The sequence below is a fragment of the Stenotrophomonas sp. NPDC077421 genome, assembly GCF_049545505.1.
In the GTDB taxonomy this organism is placed as follows: domain Bacteria; phylum Pseudomonadota; class Gammaproteobacteria; order Xanthomonadales; family Xanthomonadaceae; genus Stenotrophomonas; species Stenotrophomonas nematodicola.
Genome location: NZ_JBMWDP010000009.1, coordinates 57,210 through 77,745, shown reverse-complemented (window position 1 = coordinate 77,745; position 20,536 = coordinate 57,210). Strand labels below are relative to the sequence as shown.

General features: G+C 66.7%; 25 protein-coding genes. 12 read left to right on the top strand and 13 right to left on the bottom strand.

The genetic code is table 11. The annotated features are described in order from the left end of the window. Positions 1 to 84: 84 nt before the first annotated feature. Positions 85 to 297 carry a DUF4287 domain-containing protein gene (locus ACPEH1_RS06980; RefSeq protein WP_017354958.1) on the bottom strand — a complete coding sequence of 71 codons (213 nt, stop codon included), beginning with the start codon at positions 295 to 297 and terminating at the stop codon, positions 85 to 87. Positions 298 to 475: 178 nt separating this feature from the next. Between ACPEH1_RS06980 and ACPEH1_RS06975 the strand changes: the two genes are divergently transcribed. Further along, complete coding sequence (locus ACPEH1_RS06975) at positions 476 to 1,297, top strand: alpha/beta fold hydrolase (protein ID WP_017354959.1); 822 nt, start codon at positions 476 to 478, stop codon at positions 1,295 to 1,297. A gap of 67 nt (positions 1,298 to 1,364) precedes the next feature. Here ACPEH1_RS06975 and ACPEH1_RS06970 read toward each other — a convergent pair whose 3' ends face one another. Both ACPEH1_RS06970 and ACPEH1_RS06965 read right to left on the bottom strand, forming a co-directional pair. Beyond that, positions 1,365 to 2,501 (bottom strand): PilT/PilU family type 4a pilus ATPase, encoded by a 1,137-nt coding sequence (locus ACPEH1_RS06970; RefSeq protein WP_017354960.1) that lies wholly within the window; start codon positions 2,499 to 2,501, stop codon positions 1,365 to 1,367. Between the two features lie 85 nt (positions 2,502 to 2,586). Next, a complete protein-coding gene (locus tag ACPEH1_RS06965) occupies positions 2,587 to 3,624 on the bottom strand; it encodes a type IV pilus twitching motility protein PilT (RefSeq protein WP_017354961.1) in 1,038 nt (345 codons plus the stop codon). A gap of 116 nt (positions 3,625 to 3,740) precedes the next feature. On the opposite strand from ACPEH1_RS06965, the gene ACPEH1_RS06960 reads away from it, so the two are divergent. Both ACPEH1_RS06960 and proC read left to right on the top strand, forming a co-directional pair. Beyond that, the gene (locus tag ACPEH1_RS06960) at positions 3,741 to 4,382 is read left to right on the top strand and encodes a YggS family pyridoxal phosphate-dependent enzyme (RefSeq protein ID WP_136006597.1); all 642 of its coding nucleotides are present in this window, start codon (positions 3,741 to 3,743) and stop codon (positions 4,380 to 4,382) included. A gap of 133 nt (positions 4,383 to 4,515) precedes the next feature. Next, positions 4,516 to 5,337, top strand: a complete 822-nt coding sequence (gene proC / locus ACPEH1_RS06955; protein WP_136006506.1) for a pyrroline-5-carboxylate reductase — start codon at positions 4,516 to 4,518, stop codon at positions 5,335 to 5,337. 6 nt (positions 5,338 to 5,343) lie between these two features. Here proC and ACPEH1_RS06950 read toward each other — a convergent pair whose 3' ends face one another. Beyond that, entirely contained in the window at positions 5,344 to 6,237 is an 894-nt protein-coding gene (locus tag ACPEH1_RS06950; protein ID WP_423715505.1) for a LysR substrate-binding domain-containing protein, read from the bottom strand. 95 nt (positions 6,238 to 6,332) lie between these two features. Between ACPEH1_RS06950 and ACPEH1_RS06945 the strand changes: the two genes are divergently transcribed. Beyond that, entirely contained in the window at positions 6,333 to 6,935 is a 603-nt protein-coding gene (locus tag ACPEH1_RS06945) for a short chain dehydrogenase (RefSeq protein ID WP_017355466.1), read from the top strand. 45 nt (positions 6,936 to 6,980) lie between these two features. On the opposite strand, the gene soxR is transcribed toward ACPEH1_RS06945, so the two are convergent. Continuing rightward, complete coding sequence (soxR, locus tag ACPEH1_RS06940) at positions 6,981 to 7,415, bottom strand: redox-sensitive transcriptional activator SoxR (RefSeq protein WP_017355465.1); 435 nt, start codon at positions 7,413 to 7,415, stop codon at positions 6,981 to 6,983. 90 nt (positions 7,416 to 7,505) lie between these two features. Here soxR and ACPEH1_RS06935 point away from each other — a divergent pair, with 90 nt between their 5' ends. Continuing rightward, positions 7,506 to 8,876 (top strand): MFS transporter, encoded by a 1,371-nt coding sequence (locus tag ACPEH1_RS06935; protein WP_262072125.1) that lies wholly within the window; start codon positions 7,506 to 7,508, stop codon positions 8,874 to 8,876. A gap of 656 nt (positions 8,877 to 9,532) precedes the next feature. Here the strand turns inward: ACPEH1_RS06935 and ACPEH1_RS06930 are convergent. From ACPEH1_RS06930 to ACPEH1_RS06915, 4 genes are all read right to left on the bottom strand, one after another. Continuing rightward, positions 9,533 to 11,485: an alpha/beta fold hydrolase gene (locus ACPEH1_RS06930; protein ID WP_312710502.1), complete on the bottom strand. Its 1,953-nt coding sequence runs from the start codon at positions 11,483 to 11,485 to the stop codon at positions 9,533 to 9,535. Then, the gene (locus ACPEH1_RS06925; protein WP_017356299.1) at positions 11,482 to 12,459 is read right to left on the bottom strand and encodes a DUF4105 domain-containing protein; all 978 of its coding nucleotides are present in this window, start codon (positions 12,457 to 12,459) and stop codon (positions 11,482 to 11,484) included. The genes ACPEH1_RS06930 and ACPEH1_RS06925 overlap by 4 nt, the downstream gene beginning before the upstream one ends. A gap of 144 nt (positions 12,460 to 12,603) precedes the next feature. Further along, positions 12,604 to 12,831, bottom strand: coding sequence for a hypothetical protein (locus ACPEH1_RS06920; RefSeq protein ID WP_229296456.1), 228 nt, complete (start codon positions 12,829 to 12,831; stop codon positions 12,604 to 12,606). 119 nt (positions 12,832 to 12,950) lie between these two features. Next, positions 12,951 to 13,346 (bottom strand): hypothetical protein, encoded by a 396-nt coding sequence (locus tag ACPEH1_RS06915; RefSeq protein WP_423715504.1) that lies wholly within the window; start codon positions 13,344 to 13,346, stop codon positions 12,951 to 12,953. A gap of 308 nt (positions 13,347 to 13,654) precedes the next feature. Here ACPEH1_RS06915 and ACPEH1_RS06910 point away from each other — a divergent pair, with 308 nt between their 5' ends. The 4 genes from ACPEH1_RS06910 (at position 13,655) to ACPEH1_RS06895 (ending at position 16,747) form a co-directional block, all read left to right on the top strand. Beyond that, positions 13,655 to 14,734, top strand: a complete 1,080-nt coding sequence (locus ACPEH1_RS06910; protein ID WP_423715503.1) for a NucA/NucB deoxyribonuclease domain-containing protein — start codon at positions 13,655 to 13,657, stop codon at positions 14,732 to 14,734. 21 nt (positions 14,735 to 14,755) lie between these two features. Continuing rightward, entirely contained in the window at positions 14,756 to 15,355 is a 600-nt protein-coding gene (locus tag ACPEH1_RS06905; RefSeq protein ID WP_136005636.1) for an SMI1/KNR4 family protein, read from the top strand. Between the two features lie 164 nt (positions 15,356 to 15,519). Next, positions 15,520 to 16,044 carry a NucA/NucB deoxyribonuclease domain-containing protein gene (locus ACPEH1_RS06900; protein ID WP_423715502.1) on the top strand — a complete coding sequence of 175 codons (525 nt, stop codon included), beginning with the start codon at positions 15,520 to 15,522 and terminating at the stop codon, positions 16,042 to 16,044. Positions 16,045 to 16,267: 223 nt separating this feature from the next. Beyond that, positions 16,268 to 16,747, top strand: a complete 480-nt coding sequence (locus ACPEH1_RS06895; RefSeq protein WP_423715501.1) for an SMI1/KNR4 family protein — start codon at positions 16,268 to 16,270, stop codon at positions 16,745 to 16,747. Positions 16,748 to 16,789: 42 nt separating this feature from the next. Here ACPEH1_RS06895 and ACPEH1_RS06890 read toward each other — a convergent pair whose 3' ends face one another. Both ACPEH1_RS06890 and ACPEH1_RS06885 read right to left on the bottom strand, forming a co-directional pair. Continuing rightward, complete coding sequence (locus ACPEH1_RS06890) at positions 16,790 to 17,173, bottom strand: YbjQ family protein (protein WP_017356307.1); 384 nt, start codon at positions 17,171 to 17,173, stop codon at positions 16,790 to 16,792. Positions 17,174 to 17,213: 40 nt separating this feature from the next. Then, positions 17,214 to 17,732, bottom strand: coding sequence for a hypothetical protein (locus ACPEH1_RS06885; RefSeq protein WP_136005627.1), 519 nt, complete (start codon positions 17,730 to 17,732; stop codon positions 17,214 to 17,216). Positions 17,733 to 17,974: 242 nt separating this feature from the next. Between ACPEH1_RS06885 and ACPEH1_RS06880 the strand changes: the two genes are divergently transcribed. Genes ACPEH1_RS06880 through ACPEH1_RS06870 form a run of 3 tightly spaced genes read left to right on the top strand, consistent with a single transcriptional unit; the run spans position 17,975 to position 19,640 of the window. Beyond that, entirely contained in the window at positions 17,975 to 18,334 is a 360-nt protein-coding gene (locus ACPEH1_RS06880; RefSeq protein ID WP_166472672.1) for an H-NS family nucleoid-associated regulatory protein, read from the top strand. Beyond that, the gene (locus ACPEH1_RS06875; RefSeq protein ID WP_287251585.1) at positions 18,334 to 18,726 is read left to right on the top strand and encodes a bleomycin resistance protein; all 393 of its coding nucleotides are present in this window, start codon (positions 18,334 to 18,336) and stop codon (positions 18,724 to 18,726) included. The genes ACPEH1_RS06880 and ACPEH1_RS06875 overlap by 1 nt, the downstream gene beginning before the upstream one ends. 8 nt (positions 18,727 to 18,734) lie before the next feature. After that, complete coding sequence (locus ACPEH1_RS06870) at positions 18,735 to 19,640, top strand: hypothetical protein (RefSeq protein WP_229296458.1); 906 nt, start codon at positions 18,735 to 18,737, stop codon at positions 19,638 to 19,640. Positions 19,641 to 19,669: 29 nt separating this feature from the next. Here ACPEH1_RS06870 and ACPEH1_RS06865 read toward each other — a convergent pair whose 3' ends face one another. Continuing rightward, positions 19,670 to 20,128: a nuclear transport factor 2 family protein gene (locus ACPEH1_RS06865; protein ID WP_017356312.1), complete on the bottom strand. Its 459-nt coding sequence runs from the start codon at positions 20,126 to 20,128 to the stop codon at positions 19,670 to 19,672. Between the two features lie 94 nt (positions 20,129 to 20,222). Continuing rightward, a complete protein-coding gene (locus tag ACPEH1_RS06860) occupies positions 20,223 to 20,504 on the bottom strand; it encodes an excalibur calcium-binding domain-containing protein (RefSeq protein ID WP_026070808.1) in 282 nt (93 codons plus the stop codon). Positions 20,505 to 20,536 lie beyond the last annotated feature (32 nt).

Below are 20,536 nucleotides of genomic sequence, written 5' to 3'. Positions count from 1 at the left end.
GGGGGTACCGCGGGTGGGGGCGGTATTAGACACGATCTACGTGACAGTTGCAGTTGAAATCGTTCAGCCAGCTGGCCGGGCCGTTCAGCCGCCCCCACCGCGCAGGTGGTGGGCCACCAGCGCATTGGCGTGGCCGTGGCCCAGCCCGTGCTCGGTTTTCAGGAACGCCACCAGTTCCATGTGCTTGAGCCCGCCCTGGGTAACCAGCAGCGCCAGCCAGTGGCCGACCGGCTGGCCATAGGTTTTCTCGATGGATGGGAAGTAGGACGCAGGGCCTTTGATCGGGGTGTCGCTCATCTCGGTACTCCGCAGGGCGGCGGGCCGGAGGGCACGCCTGTCATCGGTTCGACGCTGCAGCGGGTGGAGAATCGACACGCCGCCGGCCGCCGGTTCTTTTCATGCCGGCTGAACACCCGGCTGCGGCAGCATGCTGGCCTCACCCCGCGTATCCCCCACCCCCAAAGGAGTTCGCGTCATGCCGTATGTCACCACCCCGGACAACACCCAGATCTTCTACAAGGACTGGGGCAAGGGCCAGCCGATCGTCTTCCACCACGGCTGGCCGCTCAGCGCCGACGACTGGGACAGCCAGCTGCAGTTCTTCCTGCTGCAGGGCTACCGCGTGATCGCCCACGACCGGCGTGGCCACGGCCGCTCCTCGCAGACCCGTGACGGCCACGAGATGGACACCTATGTGGCCGACGTCAATGCCCTGGCCGAGCACCTGGACCTGCGCGACGCCGTGCACGTGGGGCATTCCACCGGCGGCGGGGAGGTGGCCCATTACGTGGCCCAGGCCAAGCCCGGGCGCGTTGCCAAGGCCGTCCTGATCGGCGCGGTGCCGCCGGTCATGATCAAGAGCGCCACCAACCCGGGCGGCACGCCCAGGGAGGTGTTCGACGGCTTCCGCGCGCAGCTGGCGGCCGGGCGCGCCGCGTTCTACCGCGAGGTACCGATTCCCTTCTATGGTTTCAACCGCGACGGCACCCCGCCGGTGCAGGGCATCATCGACAACTGGTGGCGCCAGGGCATGATGGGCGCGATCAACGCGCACTACGACTGCATCAAGGCCTTCTCGGAAACCGACTTCACCGAGGACCTGAAGAAGATCGACGTGCCGGTGCTGGTGATGCACGGCGACGACGACCAGATCGTGCCGATCGCCGACTCGGCGGAGCTGGCGATCAAGCTGCTCAAGCACGGCACGTTGAAGGTCTACAAAGGCTATCCGCACGGCATGTGCACCACCCACGCCGACGTGATCAATCCGGATCTGCTGGCGTTCATCCGCGGATGAGGTAAACGCACCGGGTCAAGGGCGCGCCGGTCATGCACCGCGCGCGCCCGCGTCCGACCCCGCCGCGTCAGCGGATCTCGGAAATCTCCACCCCATCCAGACCCTGCGACAGCGTGCGCGCGTCGCCGCCCTGCGACAGCTTGATGCGCAGGCGTACTTCGTTCTGCGAGTCGGCGTAGCGCAGGGCATCCTCGTAGCTGATCTCGCCGGCCTGGTACAGCTCGAACAGGCTCTGGTCGAACGTGCGCATGCCCAGCTGCACGGACTCCTTCATCACTTCCTTGAGCTTGTGGATCTCGCCGTCGCGGATGTAATCCTGCACCAGCGGCGTGCCAAGCATGATCTCCATCGCCACCTTGCGCGACTTGCCGTCCGGCGAGGGAATCAACTGCTGGGCCACCACGCCCTTGAGATTCAGCGACAGATCCATCAGCAGCTGGTTGCGGCGGTCCTCGGGGAAGAAGTTGATGATGCGGTCCATCGCCTGGTTGGCGTTGTTGGCATGCAGCGTACACAGCACCAGGTGGCCGGTCTCGGCAAATGCGATGGCGTGGTCCATGCCTTCGCGGGTCCGCACCTCGCCGATCATGATGACGTCCGGTGCCTGGCGCAGCGTGTTTTTCAGCGCCGCTTCCCAGCTGTCGGTATCGATGCCCACTTCACGCTGGGTGATGATGCAGCCTTCGTGCTTGTGCACAAACTCGATCGGGTCTTCGATGGTGATGATGTGCCCGGTGGAGTTGTGGTTGCGGTAGCCGATCATCGCCGCCAGCGAGGTCGACTTGCCGGTGCCGGTCGCGCCGACGAACAGGATGATGCCGCGCTTGGTCATCGCCAGCGTCTTGATGATCGGCGGCAGGCTCAGCTCTTCCACGGTGGGAATGCGCGTCTCGATCCGACGCAGCACCATCCCCACCTGGTTGCGCTGGTAGAAGCAGCTCACGCGGAAACGGCCGACACCGGACAGGCCGATGGCGAAGTTGCATTCGTGGGTCTTCTCGAACTCCTCGCGCTGCGCCGGCGTCATCACATTGAGCACCAGGTCGCGGCTCTGCTGCGGCGTCAGCGGGGTCTGGGTGATCGGCGAGATCTTGCCGTTGACCTTGATCGCCGGCGGCATGCCGGCGGTGATGAACAGGTCCGACGCCTTCTGGTGCGCCATCAGCTTGAGGAACGAGGTGAAGTCGATGGTGGTGGTGCTCATCGCGGTGTGCTCCGAAGATTGCCAGGTGCCGGCCAGCGGCCGGCACTACCGAACGTATCGAACCGGGCCGGGCCCGGCGCGACCTCTATTCGAAAATGCGCTTGTCCTTGGCGTAATCCTTGGCCTGGTTGCGCGTGATCAGGCTGCGCTTGACCAGGTCCTGGAGATGCTGGTCGAGCGTCATCATGCCCATCTGCTGGCCGGTCTGGATCGCCGAGTACATCTGCGCCACCTTGTCCTCGCGGATCAGGTTGCGGATGGCCGGGGTGCCCACCATGATTTCCCACGCGGCGGTACGCCCGCCGCCGACCTTCTTCAACAGCGCCTGCGAGATCACCGCACGCAGCGACTCGGACAGCATCGAGCGCACCATCGACTTCTCGCCGGCGGGGAACACGTCGATGATGCGGTCGATGGTCTTGGCCGCCGAGCTGGTGTGCAGCGTACCGAACACCAGGTGACCGGTTTCGGCAGCGGTCAGTGCCAGACGGATGGTCTCCAGGTCGCGGAGTTCGCCGACCAGGATGATGTCCGGATCTTCACGGAGGGCCGAACGCAGCGCTTCATTGAAGCCATGCGTATCGCGATGGACTTCACGCTGGTTGATCAGGCACTTCTGCGAGGTGTGGACGAATTCGATCGGGTCCTCGACGGTGAGGATATGGCCGTATTCGTTCTTGTTGATGTGGTCGATCATCGCCGCCAGCGTGGTCGACTTGCCCGAACCGGTCGGGCCGGTGACCAGAATCAGGCCCTGCGGCTGGTCGATCAGCTCGCGGAAGATCGGCGGGCACGCCAGGTCTTCCAGCGTGAGCACTTCCGAGGGAATGGTACGGAACACCGCACCGGCGCCCCGGTTCTGGTTGAACGCGTTGACACGGAAGCGCGCCAGCGACGGGATCTCGAACGAGAAGTCGACCTCGAGAAACTCTTCGAAATCGCGGCGCTGCTTGTCCGACATGATGTCGTACACCAGCGCATGCACCTGCTTGTGGTCCAGGGCCGGAATGTTGATGCGACGGACATCGCCGTCCACGCGGATCATCGGCGGCAGGCCGGCCGACAGATGCAGATCCGACGCTTTGTTCTTTACGGAAAACGCCAACAGTTCGGCGATATCCATGCGCTGCTACTCCCCATGACTGCTGCGACTGGAAGGTTCTTTCCCCGGGCGGCAGTATAGCGTTCCTGATCTACCGGAATACGCCCGTGTCCGCGCTGCCCCTGTCCACCCTCCTGATGAACCTGCACAACGCGGCCTCGGCCGCCGGGCGGCCAGATCCCCGTCTTCTGGCCGTCTCCAAGACCCAGCCGGCCGACGCGGTCGCCGCACTGGCCGCGCAGGGGCAGCGTGCGTTCGGCGAGAACTACGTGCAGGAAGCGGTGGCCAAGATCGACGCGTTGGCCGCGCTGGGCCTGGAGTGGCACCTGATCGGTCACCTGCAGTCGAACAAGGCCGAACTGGCGGCACAGCACTTCGACTGGGTGCAGAGCGTGGATCGGCCAAAACTGGTCGCCGCGCTGGCCGCACATCGCCCGGCCTCCCTCACGCCGCTGAACGTGCTGATCCAGGTCAACATCGACGATGAAGACAGCAAGCATGGCTGCACGCCCGAGGCGATCCCGGCGCTGGCGGCAGCAATCGATGCCGCGCCCACCCTGCGCCTGCGCGGCCTGATGGCCATCCCCGCGCCGTGGCCCGAAGCATCGCGCCGAGCGGCGGCGTTCGAGCGCATGGGCGGGCTGTTCCAGGCACTGTCGGCCACCCATCCGGCGGTGGATACGCTGTCGATGGGCATGAGCGGCGACTACCCCGAGGCCATCGCCCACGGTGCCACCCTGGTCCGCATCGGCACCGCCCTGTTCGGCGCACGCCATTGATCCGAAGAGCGGGGCTCTGCCCCGCGGCTTCCCGCACACGACACCCGCAGCCCCGTGGAACCCGCCGCTACGATCTGCCTCGCACCACGCAGCCGGGTTGCCCCCGGCGCTCCCCTCTGACCAAGGACGCCTCATGACCAGCACTTCGATCACCTTCATCGGCGGCGGCAACATGGCCCGCAGCCTGATCGCCGGCTTGATCCGCCAAGGGGTCGCCCCCGCCCATCTGCATGTCGCCGAACCGGTGGCCGAGCTGCGCAGCCAGCTCACCGCCGACTTCGGCGTGCACACCTACGCCAGCGCCAGCGAAGCCGCCGCGCAGGGGCAGGTCTGGCTGCTGGCGGTGAAACCGCAGGTGCTGCGCGACGTCTGCGCGTCGCTGGAAGAGAGTGCCGCAGCACAGGCCCCCCTGGTGGTCTCCATCGCAGCCGGCATCACCAGCGCGCAACTGGTGCGCTGGCTGGGGGGCAGCCCGGCGGTGGTCCGCGCCATGCCCAACACCCCCGCCCTGCTCGGCGCCGGCGTCACCGGGCTGTTTGCCACCGCCGGTGTCAGCCACGCCCAGCGCCAGCAGGCCGACACGCTGCTGGCCAGCGCCGGGCGCACGGTCTGGATCGACGACGAAGCGCGGATGGACGCGGTCACCGCCGTCTCCGGCAGCGGCCCCGCGTATGTCTTCCTGCTGGCCGAAGCGATGGAGGCGGCCGCGCAAGCGCAGGGCCTCGCTCCGGATGCCGCGCGCGTGCTGGTTGTGCAGACGCTGCTCGGTGCGTCGCGCATGCTCGATGAATCCGGCGAAGCGCCCGCCGAGCTGCGCCGCCGCGTGACCTCGCCGAACGGCACCACCCAGGCGGCCATCGAATCGTTCCAGGCCGACGGTTTCGAGGCCATCGTCGGACGGGCGATCGAGGCCGCCACCCGCCGCGGCCAGGCGTTGTCGGCCGCCAACGACTGACGGCCCTCAGGCCGGCGCTGCCGCGCCGACGCTGTCCAGCAGAAACGCCACGAAGCTGGACAGCTTCGGCCGCGGCCGGCGATCCGGCAGGTAGGCCAGATGCAACGGACGCGGCTCGGGCAGGTAATCGGCCAGCACCGGCTGCAATCGCCCCGCCGCCACCTCCTCGGCCAGCATCACCGCCGGCTGCAGGATCAGCCCGGCGCCGGCCAATGCGGCGCGACGCAGGCCGTCGCCGTCGTTGCACAGCAGCCGCGAATGCTCCGACCAGTCCTGCTCGGGGTGCCCGCGCAACCGCCACCCATGCCCCCCGCGCCAGGCCAGGTGGGTCAGGCAATCGTGGTCGCGCAGGTCACCCGGATGCTGCGGAATGCCCTTGCGCGCGAGGTAGGACGGCGCCGCGCAGATCTGCATCGCATACGGCGGCAGCGGTCGCGCCACCCATTCGGCCGAGCCGAGCTGGCCCATCCGCACCACCGCGTCGAACTGCTCTTCGATCATGTCCACGCGGCGGTTGTTGAGGTCCAGTTCCACCGTCACCTGCGGATACGCGGCCAGGTAGCGCGCCACCAGCGGCGCCAGCACGCAGCTGCCCCAGGTCACCGGCGCGCTGATCCGCAGCACACCCTGCGGTTGCGCCTGGAGGCCTTCCACACTGGCTTCGGCCTGCTGCACCTGCTCGAGCACCGCCCGGCAGCCGGCCAGGTAATTGCGGCCGGCATCGGTGAGACTCTGGCGGCGTGTGTTCCGCTGCAGCAGGCGCACGCCAAGGTGCGTCTCCAGCTGCTGGATGTACTTGCCGACCATCACTGACGACACCGCCAACTGCTCGGCGGCGGCGTTGAAGCTGCCCTGTTCAACCACGGCCACGAACGCCTGCATGCAGCGCAACGTATCCATTGGAAACCCCTGCTTTGCAATCTGCAAAGCATACGCCGGTTACCGAACCACTCGCAGCAGCGCAGACTGGGCTTCCCTCACCCGGAGCGAGCCCCATGAAAATTCTGCTTGTCGGCGCCAGCGGTACCCTCGGCCAGGCCGTTGCCGCCACCTTGGGCGCGCACCATGAACTGATTCGTGCCGGCCGGCACGGCGGCGACGTGCAGGTGGACCTCACCGACGATGCCAGCGTGCAGGCGATGTTCGACCAGGTCGGCACGCTGGATGCGGTGGTCGCCACGACCGGCCGCCTGCACTTCGGTCCACTGGCCGACATGCGTGCCGACCAGTTCAACCTGGGCCTGCAGGACAAACTGCTCGGCCAGGTGCGGCTGGCACTGGCCGCACAGCGCCATCTGCGGGTGGGGGGATCGATCACGCTGACCAGCGGCATCGTCAGCGCCCAGCCGATCCGCGACGGCGCCAACGCCACCGCCGTCAATGCGGCGCTGGAAGGCTTCGTGCGCGGTGCCGCCTGCGAACTGCTGCCGCGCGGGTTGCGCATCAATGTGGTCAGCCCGAACGTGCTGGTCGAGTCGATGGACAACTACGGCGCGTACTTCCCCGGGTTTGAACCGGTGACCGCGCAGCGTGCGTCACTGGCCTACCAGCGCAGCGTGGAAGGTGTGCAGAGCGGCCAGGTGCTTACCGTCTGGTGAGCCGACGCCCAGGCCCGGCCGTGCCGGCCGCTGGCCGGTACGTGTTCATTCCCAGCGCCGCGGGCCGTCGCCCTGCTCGCCCAGTGCATCGCCCGGGTTGGTCAGCCGGCAGCGCTTGAGCGACAGGCAGCCGCAGCCGATGCAGTCGGTGAGCTGGTCGCGCAACAGCAGCAGCTGCTCGATCCGCTGATCCAGCTCACTGCGCCACAGCGCCGACATCCGTGCCCATTCGGCCTTGGTCGGGGTCTTGTTCTCCGGTAGCGCGGCAAAGGCGGCGGAGACGGCCTCCAACGGCATTCCCACCCGCTGCGCGACGCGGATCACCGCCAGCCGGCGCAGTACATCGCGGGCGAAACGGCGCTGGTTGCCCGCCGTGCGCAGACTGCGGATCAGCCCTTTGCGCTCGTAGAAGTGCAGCGCCGATACCGCCACGCCACTGCGCCTCGCCACTTCGCCTACACTCAATTCCTGCGCGATCACTGCTTGACCTCAACCTTGGTTCAGGTGACATCCTGCGCTGTGCGCCGGCGCCCTGCAAGCGCCCTGCCCCCCTGTTGCCTGGATGTTCCCATGTCTTCCGATGTCAGCGTCACCGCGTCCGCCCCCGATCGTGCCCCATCGCCGTCGATCCTGTCCCCGACCTACCGCGCCACCACCATCGGCATGGTCGCCCTCGTGTCGCTGCACGGGTTTGAGGCGTTGGCAGTGGCCGCCGCCATGCCCACTGTCGCGCATGACCTGGATGGCCTGCGGCTCTACGCACTCGCCTTCGGCGGAACGCTGGCCACCAGCGTCATCGGCATGACCCTGGCCGGACGCTGGAGCGATCAGCGCGGTCCGGCGCGGCCGCTGTGGCTGGGTCTGGCCTGCTTCATCGCCGGCCTGCTGGTGGCCGGGCTGGCCCAGCACATGCCGATACTGGTGCTGGGCCGGCTGATGCAGGGCTTGGGCGCCGGTGCGATCTCGGTGGCGCTGTATGTCCTGGTCGGCCGCACATTTCCAGAGGCAATGCGCCCACGCGTGTTCGCCGCATTTTCCGCCGGTTGGGTGGTGCCTTCGCTGATCGGCCCCAGCATCAGCGGGCTGATCGTGCAGCATCTGGGCTGGCGCTGGGTGTTCCTGGCCGTGCCTCTGCTCGCCATCCCGGCCGCCCTGCTGCTGCGCCCGGCGCTGCGCAAGCTGCCGCCCACCGGCGCCGCTGCCGACAGCCACCCCACGGTGGTGCGTTGGGCCATCGGTGCGTCGATCGGCGCGCTGCTGCTGTATATCGGCGGCCAGCAGTCCGGCTGGGCAGCCCTGGGCCTGCTGCTGCCGGCCCTGGCGTTGCTCGCGCTGTGCAGTTGGAGGCTGCTGCCGCGCGGCACCCTGCGCCTGCATCGCGGCCTGCCCAGCGTGATCGCGTTGCGCGGCATCGCCGCCTCGGCCTTCTTCGGCTGCGAAGCCTTCCTGCCGCTGCTGCTGCAGCGCGAACGCGGCCTGACCCCGTTGCTGGCGGGCGTGGCATTGAGCCTGGGCGCACTGGGCTGGTTCAGTGGCTCCTGGTTGCAGGGCCATCAGCAGCGCGGCTGGTCACGCCGGCAACTGCTGCAGAGCGGCGCCCTGCTGATGTGCGCAGGCATCCTCGCCACATCACTGGCGATCCAGCCCGGCGTGCCGCTGTGGCTGGCGCTGGCCGGCTGGTCGCTGACCGGACTCGGCATGGGCCTGATCTACCCGAGCCTGTCGGTGCTCACGCTGTCACTGTCGCCGCCGGCCGAACAGGGCGCCAACACATCGGCCCTGCAGTTGAGCGAAGCGCTCGGCGTGGCGACCACGCTGGCCATCTCCGGCTCGCTGTTCGCCCTGTTCCTGCAGGGCAACGTGATGGTCGGCTACCTGCTCACCTACGCCATCATGCTGCTCCTCGCCGTGGCCAGCGCAGCCGTGGCACGGCGCGTGTAGCGCCCGGCAACCGTTGAAGGCCCCCCGTAGAGCCGGGTTCTACCCGGCTGCCGTTGAAGTCCCCCGTAGAGCCGGGTTCTACCCGGCAACCGTTGAAGGCCCCTGTAGAGCCGGGTTCTACCCGGCTGCCTTTCGCATCGGCCCATCGCAGCGGGGCAGAGCCCCGCTCTACGGGTGCGCGCCCAACCGCGCGCCGGTTTCCCTCCGGCAACCGTTGAAGGCCCCTGTAGAGCCGGGTTCTACCCGGCAACCGTTGCAGGCCCCTGTAGAGCCGGGTTCTACCCGGCTGCCTTTCGCATCGGCCCATCGCAGCGGGGCAGAGCCCCGCTCTACGGGAGCGCGCCCAACCGCGCGCCGGGTTCCACCCGGCAACCGTTGAAGGCCCCTGTAGAGCCGGGTTCTACCCGGCTGCCTTTCGCATCGGCCCAACGCAGCGGGGCAGAGCCCCGCTCTACGGGAGCGCGCCCAACCGCGCGCCGGTTTCCCTCCGGCAACCGTTGAAGGCCCCTGTAGAGCCGGGTTCTACCCGGCTGCCTTTCGCATCGGCCCATCGCAGCGGGGCAGAGCCCCGCTCTACGGGTGCGCGCCCAACCGCGCGCCGGGTTCTACCCGGCTGCCCTTCGCATCGGCCCAACGCAGCGGGGCAGAGCCCCGCTCTACGGGTGCGCGTCGCCCACTTCCTTGAGGTCCTCGCGCAGGATGCGGCGGATTTCCAGCACGGCCTGCGGGGTTTCCTGCACGCTGTGGCCGGAGATGATCACCTTCTCCGACACCGCCCCCTCCAGGTGCGCGCTCCAGTACGGCACCAGCCCGTCGTCGGACTGTTCCAGCGGCACCTCGGGTTTGCGCTGGGCGATGATCGAGTGGTACTTCAGCCCCGGCATGATCGGCAGCGCACCGGCCGCCTTCACGAATGGATCGCTGGCCTTGAGGTTGTCGATGCTGTTGGGAATCTGCAGCTTGGTCGGCTGCGCCGACTGCGTCTCGGCCTGCTGCAGGGTCTGGAACACATCCTCGAACTTGCCCAGGAGGGTGATCGGCAGACGCACCAGCCGCCCGATCAGGCGACCGATCCGGTTGCCGGCGATGTCGGTGCCCTTGTGCGGCGCGGCGATGAAGATCGCACGCTCCACGCTGGGCTCGGCGGTGAAGTGCAGCAGTGGCCCGAGCTTGGCCTCCACCCGTTTCAGCCGTTCGCCCTTGAGATCGTAGTTGGCCAGAAGCTGGTCCCACAGTGCGTCGCCGGATGAGGTCACCAGCAGGCGCGCCAGCACGCCGCCCATGCTGTGGCCGATGAACACCATGTCTTTGGAGGCCGGGCTGCTGCCGGTGGGATCGAAGTGTTTCAGCGTGTTGTTGAACGCCTGGTTGATCTCGAACCGGTTCAACGCGATCGGCGCATTGGTCGGGTAGTACACCTGCCACACCTGGAAATGCCGGCGCAGCTCAGGATCGCCCATGACCTCGTTGGCCACGTTGACCCACGCCTCCGGACTGCTGCCCAGGCCGTGCAGCATGAAGATGATGCGGCGGTTCGGGTCCCACGGCTGCATCAGGTACATGTGCGGCTCGGCGATGCCTTCGCTCAGTCCGAACAACGTGCGCAGCGACTGCGTGGCGAATCCCGACTGGGCCAGCCACATGCCGTAGGCGGCCGTGAAGTTGCCGGCCAGCGGCACCTTTTCGCCGTGCAGGTCCACGCTTTCGGTGGACTCCGGCGAGTACACATCGAACAGCACCTGGGTGGTATCCAGCACCTGCTGCAGGGTATCGCCCTTGAAGCGCAGCAGGGCGGTGGCATTGATCGCCGACATCTCGCTGTACTGCGGAATCGCGGCCTTCTGGCCGTCCGCCGGCGCCACCAGCTTGGGCGGGTCCATCACCACCACCAGTTCGGCGCCGAAACCATCACGGCGATACGTGCTGCGCAGCCCGGCGAAGCTCACCGAGGAGGCCGAGACCATGCTGGTGGGGATGCTGGGCATCCGCAGTTCATCGAAGTCCGAGGTCAGCGTCCAGCGCTCGCCGGCCACTGGTGCGTTGTAGTCCTCGCCTTCCAGCGCGCGCGCGCGGGCACGTTTGAACACTACCGCCGCCGTCTGTTCGGCAGCGTAGTTGTAGTAGTCGCGAACCTGGGTCTGCCGGTCCTCGAACGCGCGATCGGACGGCGTACGCCCGCTGAAGAAGAGGTAGGCATAGGCATAGCGTGCCGCTTCCAGCCACGCATCCAGCGCCGCATCGGACATCGGGTGTTTGTCGCGGTCCTTCGGCTTGGGGCTCAGGCCCAGCGCCGTCTTCACCCACAGCTCGGACAGCGCCGACAACCGCTGTTCCTCGGGCAGGACCACGGTGTCCTCGAGCGTCTTCTGGCAGGCCACCGTGTCCTTGGCGCACAGATCCTCATCCAGGCCGATGACGCTCAGCGTTTCCTGCGAGGCGGCGCTCAACTTCCCCGACGTCAGTACGTCGCCGCGCTTGTTGGCCAGGTAGTCGGTAGGCGCCACCTGTTTCATCGTCACCATCGCGCAACCGCTGGACAACAGCAGCGACAGCACCATCGCCAGCAACGGCAGCACGCGCCGCGACAGGCCATTCACACACAGCATCATGGTTCGATTCCTTGCTCGATGCCGGGGACACCGCGGCGGATCTGGCGGGAGAAATCGGGCGCGTCGCCGGCGGCGCGGGCCCGTTCGGTAATGCGCCCACGCGCCTTCAGCGTGGCGAACGGCACGCCTGGGGTCAGCACGCCCAGATCGCGCGCGTACTCGGCGAAATAGCCCGATACCAGCAGCCGGTAGTCCAGTGGCAGGCCCGGCGCGATCTGCCTGGCCAGTTCGTAGACGATCGTGGTGCAGTTGCTGGTCAGCGTGTTGTAGAACGCCGGTGCGGCATCCAGCTTGCGCGCCTCGCCCAGGTAGGACACGAACAGCCCCTTGAGCTGCTCGCGGGTCATGCCCTGCAGGCGGTACAGATACACATCTTCGCCACGCACATTGCTGCGCACGCGCACGATGTCGGTTTCCTCCGAGGCCACCAGGGTCATCTCGAACTTGCGGAAGAACCCACCCAGTGCCGAGAACGACTCGCCCCGCTCCTTGCGGATCTCCAGCGAGAACACCAGGTAGCGGCCATCGGCGAAGCCAAAGGACACCAGCGTGTGCGCGATCGTCGGGCCCATCCAGTAGGACAGGATCAGATCGGCAGAGCGCAACTGGTCGAGGTCATAGGCGCGGCGCTCCCAGCGCACATCGTGATCGTCCTCGCTGCGCCAGGTGAAGTTGCGCACGTTGTCGAGCACCACGTGGTTGCCATCGAACGCGACCACCTTGAGCCGCTGGGCGACATCGTCGGCCCAGACCCGGTCCTGGCGCGGCGCCACCAGCAGCCACCACACCCCGGTCACCACCAGCACCGTCACGAACACCGGCCCCGGCCAACGGCCGGCGCGGGCGCGGCCCACCGCCACCGCAGTACCGACGGCAAACAACGCCCAGGCCCCGACCACCCCGTAACGCACCCACGCGGGCCCGGGGAACTGGAAGGCCAGCCAGCCGCTCACCCACAGGGCCGCCACCAGCATCAGGGCGGCCAGCCCCCATCGTCCTGCTTTCTTCACACGCGTCGTTCCGTCGTTGATGATCCGGGGCGCTAGTTAGCCACAACCCCGCCGAAGGCAACATGTCTGCGTGTTCAGGTTTGTCGGGGCTGCATCAGAATGGGCCGCTCAGTCGCGCCGGCGAGGACCGCCTGCCACCTTCTGCCACGGCGCCATGCCCTTTCGCCCATGCAGCAGCGGACGCTTCAACGGCGGGCGACGCGGCAGCGCGATGCCCACGCCCGGAGCGGGAGCGTCATCGCGGCGCAGCGCGTCGGCGCGCTCGCCGACCAGCAGCGCGGCGATCTCCACCAGACCGTCGCGCATCACGCGGCTCGCAGCCTGCAAGGGGTTCATGGGGGTCTCCAACGGCGGTGCGGACCACCCACATTACGGACCTGTCTGCCTACGCGCCGTGCAGACCATGTGGCATCCGAATGAATGCAGCCATGCGTGAACCACCGTGAGCGCCGCGCTCAGTCGGTGCCCGGCTGCGGACGGCGTCGCAGACGCGCGATCACATAGCCGATGGCCAGCCACAGCGCTATGTACAGCGCCAGATACATCAGCTGCGGCATTGCCGTGTCCGCCCGCATCCGCGCCAGCACCCGCCACGTGTCCACACAGAACGTAGCCACCCCGACCAGCATCGCCAACGCGCCCAGCCCCGTCCCAAGCCAGCGCGCCCAGGTGTGCCGGCGCACCAGCAGCAGCGGCGCCACCAGCAGCAGCACCAGCGCGAGCAGCATCAGCGTCATCCCGGTCAGCAGGCCGGTGAAATCCGAGGCCATCGCCGGCATCGGCAGGCAGGCCACCACGGCCGCGCAGACGCGCAGGCAGGGCGAGGAAACGCGGGGGACGGTCGTCGGCATCATCTTCCTTTGAACGGCGGACGCAGGCATGCGGCGCGGGGCGGCCGCCTCAATCATAGCCGCAGCCCGTCGCACCAGAACGTGCCGAATGCGGCACAGCATGGATCGGAACGGGTTCACAGCATCGGCCCTGCGGCCGCAGGGTGAGGCATCCGAAGCGTGCCAGTAGTCGTAAACGACATACATGGCCCGTCACGCTTCGCATTCGCCCCGCACTTTCCCTACATAGCACCTCCCGGGTTTCGGCGTATCACCCACGGCACTGCACGCCGCCGTGCGCCTGTCGCCGTTGCACCCAAGGAGCCCACATGAACCGCACACCGCTTGCACTGGCGCTGGTCGCCCTGCTTTTCAGCGTCTCTGTGAACGCACGCGAAGACGACGACTGCCCGTCCGACGCGCAGATGATCGCCAGCATGTCGATGGCCGAGCTTCGGCAGTACGAGGCCGCGCTGGAGAATCCAGAGCTTCCCTTCGACGAGGTCTGCAAGGACGCCAGCGACCAGGACGAAGCAGACGCTGCAGGCTCGCGCCTGCACTACTGCGTGAAGCGGACGGCGCCCTATTCCTCCCACAACCCCGACACCGGCCAGACCGAGACCGCCACTGTGACGCTGTACGACTACGTGTCCCTGCCCCGAAACGGCCAGACATGGATGCATCGCGTCCGCGTGGTGTTCGATGCCGTGCAGGGCAATGCAATGTCCGGGCTGGTGGTTACGCCCGAGCTTTACTGCGGGAGCTGCACCGACAAGCAGCCCTTCGCTCCCCTGACCCTTTCGGGCCCAGGTACGTACGACTTTGCCGTCCCCCTGGGATTCAATACCGATGAAGGAAAGACCGGCCAGGACACCCAGCTGGTGCTGTCGCGCTTCAACAACGACCAATCACTGATTCAGAGTTCGGCACCGACACTTCGCTGCGACAAAGTAGCCAGGAGCAGTACGTCCGGGTGTCGATTCGCCGACTACCCTGCCGTCTTCGAGGTAAGCCTGAGCGATCCCGATACGGATGAGTCGGCCGAGCACATCAAGGTTGCACAGTCGACGCTCCCCGGCACGATCGGCAGGTGGCATGAAAATCCTGATGCACGGGGTGTACCTTTGCGACGCTTGAGGAACAAGAGAGTTGCAGGAGAGAATCGCAACGTATCCGGGGCGCTGTGCAGAGCACGCTTTCCTGATGGAGCCGCGACTGGACTGAACTGCGACGAGTATCCTTTCGCAGCAACGCATGAGGGCGCATCTCTCGTACCGGAGACATCCATGTCTGTCCGTTACATTCTCGGCGAAGACAACAAGAAGGTGGGTGGAAAGCTGGGCGCGTTCTACTGCACGCATGCGCGGCTTCTGGATGGAGAAGAGTTCTGGGTCAAGGTTGTGGATTGAACCGCCGGATAGAGGCTCATCATGTGGAAGCAGTTACTTGACGAATTGAACGCCGCAGCTCTCGCAAACATTGAGCGAAAGCGGCTCGAACCAAGCGAGCATCTTGGCCTTGAGCCGTTCATCAATGGTTTTCCGGACAGTCCGCTGGCTCAACTTGCCGCCCGGATCGGCAAGGAACATGTTGGATGGCTCGGGCAACCGGGAGCATCACTTGAGCAGATTCGCGAAGCCGAACAACGTCTTGGCGTGATTCTCCCTGCGAGCTACCGTGAGTTCCTGCTGGAGTCGAACGGATTCCTTGTTCCCGGCACTTACTGCTGCGTACTACTGCCGATTGAACTTGTACGGCGGTTCAGCGACGACAACTACCCGATTGTGGCAATGTGGAATGATCTGCACGAAGCCGACCCGTATCTTGAGGAAGCTGATTTCACAGCACATATCGGCGAGGCCCTCCAGATCTCTGCATGCCCCAGCGACTTTGATTGGTTCGCGCTTATCGACACGGTCAACACAAGTCCAGAAGGAGAGCTGTGGACAATCATGTACAGTCGCCAAGGGTATGAGGCCAGTTCGACCTTTACCGAACTCATCCAGGAGCTTGTTTGCAATTACAGGTAGCTCCATCACATGCCCGAGCAGCCCGGTTTCCTGTGCGGTGGCGGTGATGTCTGCCATGAGACGCGCACGCCAAGCCCATGCCCTGCATCGGCTTGGTGACGGCACGTCAGCCCAGACGGGCGACGGAGACGCTACATACCGCGCGGATATCCAATACCCGTTGTATGCCGCTGCGATACCTGGCGCGTATCGCAGCGCTCAGTTGGCGCCCAGCAGCAGCGGCGCCACCAGCAGCAGCACCAGCCCGAGCAGCATCAGGGTTCGCCGACTACCCTGCCGTCTTCGAGGTAAGCCTGAGCAACCCCGATACGGATGAGTCGGCCGAGCACATCAAGGTTGCACAGTCGATACTGCCGGGGAACATCGGCTACTGGCATCACGATGCTGGGCTGAGAGGCGCGGCACTGACACGAACGAGAGACGCCAGACTAAACACCGCCAACCGCACTGCAGCCGGGCAACTGTGTCGCACGCGATTTCCAGAGAGCGCGGGCGCTGGACTGAACTGCGACGAATACCCGTTCGCAGCAACGAACCAGGGCGCCTCTGTCGTGCCGGAAACGTCGATGTCGGTACGCTACATTCTTGGCGAAGACAATCAGGAGGTTGGGCGCAGACTCGGCAACTTCTTCTGCACCTCGGCACGCGTGCTCGATGGTGAGCAGTTCCGGGTGAAGGTCGTCGAGTAATGCGAATGAGACGTCGCGCGAACGCAGCGGCGCACCAGTCATTGATCGGAGACAGTAACGATGATGGCAATGGATGAGCTGATGCAGGCAATGAACACTGCTGCAATCGCGCACTGGAGAGCCTCGCCAGCAGAGGCGCACGTCGACCTTGGGCTGAGTCCATTCCTCGCAACGCACCCGGATTCCGCACTGGCCGATCTGGCGCGACGCTGCCTGTCGGGGGATGTCGTCTGGCTCGGAATGCCCCCCCGCATCCAAGGCCAGCATTCTCGCCGCAGAGGCGCGGCTTGGGATCTCGCTTCCGCCAAGCTACAAGCAGTTTCTGTCTGTCAGCAATGGGTTTTTGATGCCCGGCAACTACATCAGCACCTTGCTTCCGGTCGAGTTGATCCAGCCATTCGGCAATGAGAACGCGACGATTGCCTCCGACTGGAGGAGCATGCTTGAAGAGGAGGCATCGGAGGATGAGCCGTGGCTGATGGCACGTCTTGGCGACGCGATTCAGCTGTCCGGGCCGCCCGGCAAAGGTGAAGACTTCGCCTTGCTGGATCCAACGTTCATGCATCCTGGCGAAGAGAACGAAATCGTGACCTACTGGACACAATTGCAGGAGCATCACAGCAGCTTCGTCGCCTACCTTGAAAGCGCGCTGGCCGGCTTGTTGAATCTGACTGCGTTTCTTCAGAAGGGAACAGATCGTTGAACGCAACTGCGGCGTACCGCTTCCGGTACGCCGCACGGTACCTCACCGGCTGGTAGGCTCCACCACCACCGCCGTCCCGTAGCACAGCACCTCGGTCAATCCGGTCATGATGTCGGTCGCGTCATAGCGCATGGCGATGATCGCGTTGGCGCCGAGCAACCGCGCGTGCTTGGCCATGTCGCGGTAGGTTTCCTCGCGCGCCTGCTCGCACAGCTCGGTGTAGATGGTGATGTTGCCGCCGAACAACGTCTGCAGGCCGCCGAGGATATTGCCCACGATAGAGCGCGAGCGCACGGTAATGCCGCGTACCACGCCGAGACTGCGCACCACGCGGAAGCCGGGCAGTTCCATTGCCGTGGTCACCATCGAATCGTCGAGCCTGGGGGCGGCAGGAGGATGTGCGCTGTTGTTGTAAGGGTCTGCCATTGCGTCTCTCTGGTGACTGCGGGTACGGCTGTACGCGGTGTCAGCGCGGTTGCGAGGCGCGGGTCAGCGCGTCGGCAACCAACTGCCGCAGCAGCGGCTGCGCGTCGGCCCGCATCTCGGCAGCCACCGTGTTCTGCAGCGCGTTGAAACGCGCCGCGTGCGGTGAGCGGGTCCCTTGCGATGCCAGCGAATGCAGCGCGTCCGCGGAGAAGTGCCGGGCATAGATTGCCGCCAGCATGCCGTCCCAGCGGGCCTGGTAGGCCGGCAGCAGGCGGCCGATCTCCGCCTGCACGCGCTGCGTCGCGGCATCGGCCCCGGTCTGTTCGACCATCGACGCGAACGTGGTGGTGCTGCGTGCCGCCTCGTCGGCGAGCTGGGCCAGCCCCTTGCCGAGCCTGAAGCGCGCGACCAGCGCCGCTGCGGGGTCGGCAGACGCCGTCGGGGCGGAGGGCACACCCGTCCTTGTTGCCGTCGATGGCGCCTCACCACAGCCTGCCAACGACAGCCCCGCCAGCAACGCCGCCACGTGTACAGAACGCACGCATGCCCGGAACGTCATTCCAACCTCCATGCAGGGACGACTGCCACACCGTGCATCCGTTGCGGCGCACCCGAGCGCGACAGCCCGATCCCCCTATTGTGCCCCATCCCGATGCCGCCGCCGGGTCCACCGGCCCCACTGCCGGGTGGCTCCGGCCGCGTCCGCTGCGTGGCAACGCGCGGTCATCGTGCCGCCCGCCACGGCTTCACACGGGCATTTGCTATCGTGCCCCCCGTCAGCTCCCGCTTCCCTGGATTCGCATGCCCCGTAAACCGCCCGCCTCCGCCTCCCCGGCCGCCCTGCTGCGGGTAGCTACCAAGGAGGCGTATGAGCGCGTCCTCGTGCTGCTCAACGCCAGTTTCGCCGACTTCAGCCCGGAACAGCAGCGCAGGATCCGGGCCGCCGTGGCCGTTGAGCACTCGACCCACCCCGGCCCCCGCGCCAAGCCCGCCAAGGCGGCGGTAGAGGCGCCGCCGCGTTACTGGCTGCCGCACAGCCAGGTCACCTGGTCCGGCCGCGGCCGCGTGCCCCAGGCCTTCCTCGCCTGGGAAGGCACCGTGGCCCATACCGAATGGAAAAAGCACCACCCCGACGAACGCTTCCCGGCGTACCCGGGCTGATGGACGCAGACGCGCATCAGACGGTCATTCCGCAACTGCGCATGACCGACGCCACCCTCAGCGTGCCGTTCTATCAGCGGCTCGGGTTTGCCGTTGACTGGGAGCACCGGTTCGCCGACGGCATGCCGCTGTTCGTGCAGATCAGCCGCGCAGGGCAGCAGGTGTTCCTCAGCGAGCACGCCGGTGATTGTGAGCCGGGCGGCGCGGTGTACTTCCGCGTGGCGGACGTGGATGCCGTGCATGTGGCGTTCGTGGCGGCCGGCGCGCCGGTGTTGCGCGCGCCGGCAGACATGCCGTGGGGCGGACGCGAGATGATGGTGGTCGATCCGGACAACAACCGGCTGCGGTTTGCGACGATGCCCGCCGCCGAATCACGCAGCGGTTCACGATGAGTCGCGGCATGAAGATGCGCACCGCCGTGGGTACGCACGGCACCCTGCACCGTGTTGACGACCTGCAGAAGCGCCATGACACAAAACAGACCCTGCCCACCCTGCTGTGTGACAGCCCGGGGTGCGGCGTTCCGGTGACGTTCGTGCCCGGGCACAGCAGGCGCCACGCCGGTCATGCCGAGCCCGTGCACATGCCGGCCTACATCGACCTGGGCAAGGAAGCCGAGCACCGCCCCGGCTGCCGGTACGATGCGCCGGCGCACCTGCAGGCCCTGCTCGCCGCCGGCGCCGATGCCGACTTCCTGCCCCCGCTTGGCGAAGGAACGCACGAGCTGCGGCTGTTGCTCCTGCAGCAGGGCCTGAAACGTGGCGGTGCTGAGCATCACGGCGCGGACCCGGTACTGGCGGGCTACCTGCGCACCCTTGCCGATCTGCTCATCCTGCGCGCGATGTGCGGCAGCGACACGCTGCTGGCGACGCACCTGACCCTGCGCCTGGGCAAGAAGAAGGTCGACTGGAGCAGCTTCTTCTACACGCAGGACCGGTACGACGAGGCCTGGGAACGGCTGGGCGCGACATCCACCGACCTGCCCCTGGCGCTGGTCGGCACGGTCCGCTCGCACCGCGCCACCCAGCCTGGTTCGGTGTACCTCAACTGCGCACCGAAGTACCAGCACACCGGCGTGACCGACCGCAGGGATTTCTATGAAATCAGCGTCGGGCACAGCGATGCGGCGTGGCTGCAGTCCTTCCCGGTGGGGACGGAAATCGTGATGTTCGGGCTGTGGCGCCAGGGCAGAACCACCACCTCTTCCCGGCCCCATCCCACCGACCCGCGCCGTACCATCACCAACGTGACCCACAAGCTGGCCTTGTGGCCCAGCGTGAAGCACCAGCTGGTGCGGGTGGCGTAAGCATCGGCGACGCGCGCCCGCGCCCTGCGTCAGGGCTGCGGGGTGCGCGTCGACGCCGGCTTGCTGTACCAGAGCGCGTTGACGATGATCCAGCGTTCGCCGAATCGCCCCATGTGGAAGTAGTCCACGAACCACGGCGTCTCCAACCGCACCGAGGCCGCATCGGCCGTCACATCCAGCACGCGGCAGCTGCGGTTCCACTGCTCCCTCGGGGTCTTCAACGCACCCTGGCGGGTGAGCTCCACCAGTTCCTCCCTGCTCATGCGGCGCAGGCCCAGCCGCTCGTCCGGGGTATCGCCCAGCACCCTGCGCTTGGCCAGGTCCGGGTGCAGCGACCGCGCCACCCGGTCCGGGTCCGCCTCCAGTTGGCCATCCACATAGTCCAGGCAGGTGGCCTCGATGGCCGCCAGTGTGGCGGCATCCGGCGCGGACGGCGTGTTCGCTGCCACGGCAGCGACAGCGGCAATCAGCAGGGCAAGCGCGGGCATCGTTGTTCCAGGCGGTGAGCAAGGGTGACCGCATTGAACGCCATTGCCCGCCGGCTCTGCCAGTGCCCCGGGTCGCTCACCGTGATCCGGTCACTCACCCGCACCACTGCTGCTCACACGGGATGCCGTCGTTGTCCCCGTCCATCTGCGTACCGGGACAGTTCTGGATGAAATACGTGGCCTCTTCGCACGAGCGCATGTGCGAGCAGTGCGTGCGGCCATCGCAGCTGTAGCGCGCAGGTGCTGCCGTGGCAGGTTCAGGTGCAGCCCAGGCGCTGCGGGAGGTTCCAACATCGGCAAGGTCAACGTGCCTGAGCTTGCTGTAGCCGTACGCGGCGACCAGGCACAGTACCGCGCCGATAATGATCTTCTTCATCGTCCCTGGCTCCCCCTGATCTGGCTGGAGCA

Excerpts from the sequence above, each read along its gene's own strand:
- ACPEH1_RS06980 (WP_017354958.1), bottom strand. The coding sequence starts at position 297 with ATGAGCGACACCCCGATCAAAGGCCCTGCGTCCTACTTCCCATCCATC.
- ACPEH1_RS06975 (WP_017354959.1), top strand. The coding sequence starts at position 476 with ATGCCGTATGTCACCACCCCGGACAACACCCAGATCTTCTACAAGGAC.
- ACPEH1_RS06970 (WP_017354960.1), bottom strand. The coding sequence starts at position 2,501 with ATGAGCACCACCACCATCGACTTCACCTCGTTCCTCAAGCTGATGGCG.
- ACPEH1_RS06965 (WP_017354961.1), bottom strand. The coding sequence starts at position 3,624 with ATGGATATCGCCGAACTGTTGGCGTTTTCCGTAAAGAACAAAGCGTCG.
- ACPEH1_RS06960 (WP_136006597.1), top strand. The coding sequence starts at position 3,741 with ATGAACCTGCACAACGCGGCCTCGGCCGCCGGGCGGCCAGATCCCCGT.
- proC (WP_136006506.1), top strand. The coding sequence starts at position 4,516 with ATGACCAGCACTTCGATCACCTTCATCGGCGGCGGCAACATGGCCCGC.
- ACPEH1_RS06950 (WP_423715505.1), bottom strand. The coding sequence starts at position 6,237 with ATGGATACGTTGCGCTGCATGCAGGCGTTCGTGGCCGTGGTTGAACAG.
- ACPEH1_RS06945 (WP_017355466.1), top strand. The coding sequence starts at position 6,333 with ATGAAAATTCTGCTTGTCGGCGCCAGCGGTACCCTCGGCCAGGCCGTT.
- ACPEH1_RS06935 (WP_262072125.1), top strand. The coding sequence starts at position 7,506 with ATGTCTTCCGATGTCAGCGTCACCGCGTCCGCCCCCGATCGTGCCCCA.
- ACPEH1_RS06930 (WP_312710502.1), bottom strand. The coding sequence starts at position 11,485 with ATGATGCTGTGTGTGAATGGCCTGTCGCGGCGCGTGCTGCCGTTGCTG.
- ACPEH1_RS06925 (WP_017356299.1), bottom strand. The coding sequence starts at position 12,459 with ATGCTGGTGGCGGCCCTGTGGGTGAGCGGCTGGCTGGCCTTCCAGTTC.
- ACPEH1_RS06920 (WP_229296456.1), bottom strand. The coding sequence starts at position 12,831 with ATGAACCCCTTGCAGGCTGCGAGCCGCGTGATGCGCGACGGTCTGGTG.
- ACPEH1_RS06915 (WP_423715504.1), bottom strand. The coding sequence starts at position 13,346 with ATGCCGACGACCGTCCCCCGCGTTTCCTCGCCCTGCCTGCGCGTCTGC.
- ACPEH1_RS06910 (WP_423715503.1), top strand. The coding sequence starts at position 13,655 with ATGAACCGCACACCGCTTGCACTGGCGCTGGTCGCCCTGCTTTTCAGC.
- ACPEH1_RS06905 (WP_136005636.1), top strand. The coding sequence starts at position 14,756 with ATGTGGAAGCAGTTACTTGACGAATTGAACGCCGCAGCTCTCGCAAAC.
- ACPEH1_RS06900 (WP_423715502.1), top strand. The coding sequence starts at position 15,520 with ATGCCGCTGCGATACCTGGCGCGTATCGCAGCGCTCAGTTGGCGCCCA.
- ACPEH1_RS06895 (WP_423715501.1), top strand. The coding sequence starts at position 16,268 with ATGTCGTCTGGCTCGGAATGCCCCCCCGCATCCAAGGCCAGCATTCTC.
- ACPEH1_RS06890 (WP_017356307.1), bottom strand. The coding sequence starts at position 17,173 with ATGGCAGACCCTTACAACAACAGCGCACATCCTCCTGCCGCCCCCAGG.
- ACPEH1_RS06885 (WP_136005627.1), bottom strand. The coding sequence starts at position 17,732 with ATGACGTTCCGGGCATGCGTGCGTTCTGTACACGTGGCGGCGTTGCTG.
- ACPEH1_RS06880 (WP_166472672.1), top strand. The coding sequence starts at position 17,975 with ATGCCCCGTAAACCGCCCGCCTCCGCCTCCCCGGCCGCCCTGCTGCGG.
- ACPEH1_RS06875 (WP_287251585.1), top strand. The coding sequence starts at position 18,334 with ATGGACGCAGACGCGCATCAGACGGTCATTCCGCAACTGCGCATGACC.
- ACPEH1_RS06870 (WP_229296458.1), top strand. The coding sequence starts at position 18,735 with ATGAAGATGCGCACCGCCGTGGGTACGCACGGCACCCTGCACCGTGTT.
- ACPEH1_RS06865 (WP_017356312.1), bottom strand. The coding sequence starts at position 20,128 with ATGCCCGCGCTTGCCCTGCTGATTGCCGCTGTCGCTGCCGTGGCAGCG.
- ACPEH1_RS06860 (WP_026070808.1), bottom strand. The coding sequence starts at position 20,504 with ATGAAGAAGATCATTATCGGCGCGGTACTGTGCCTGGTCGCCGCGTAC.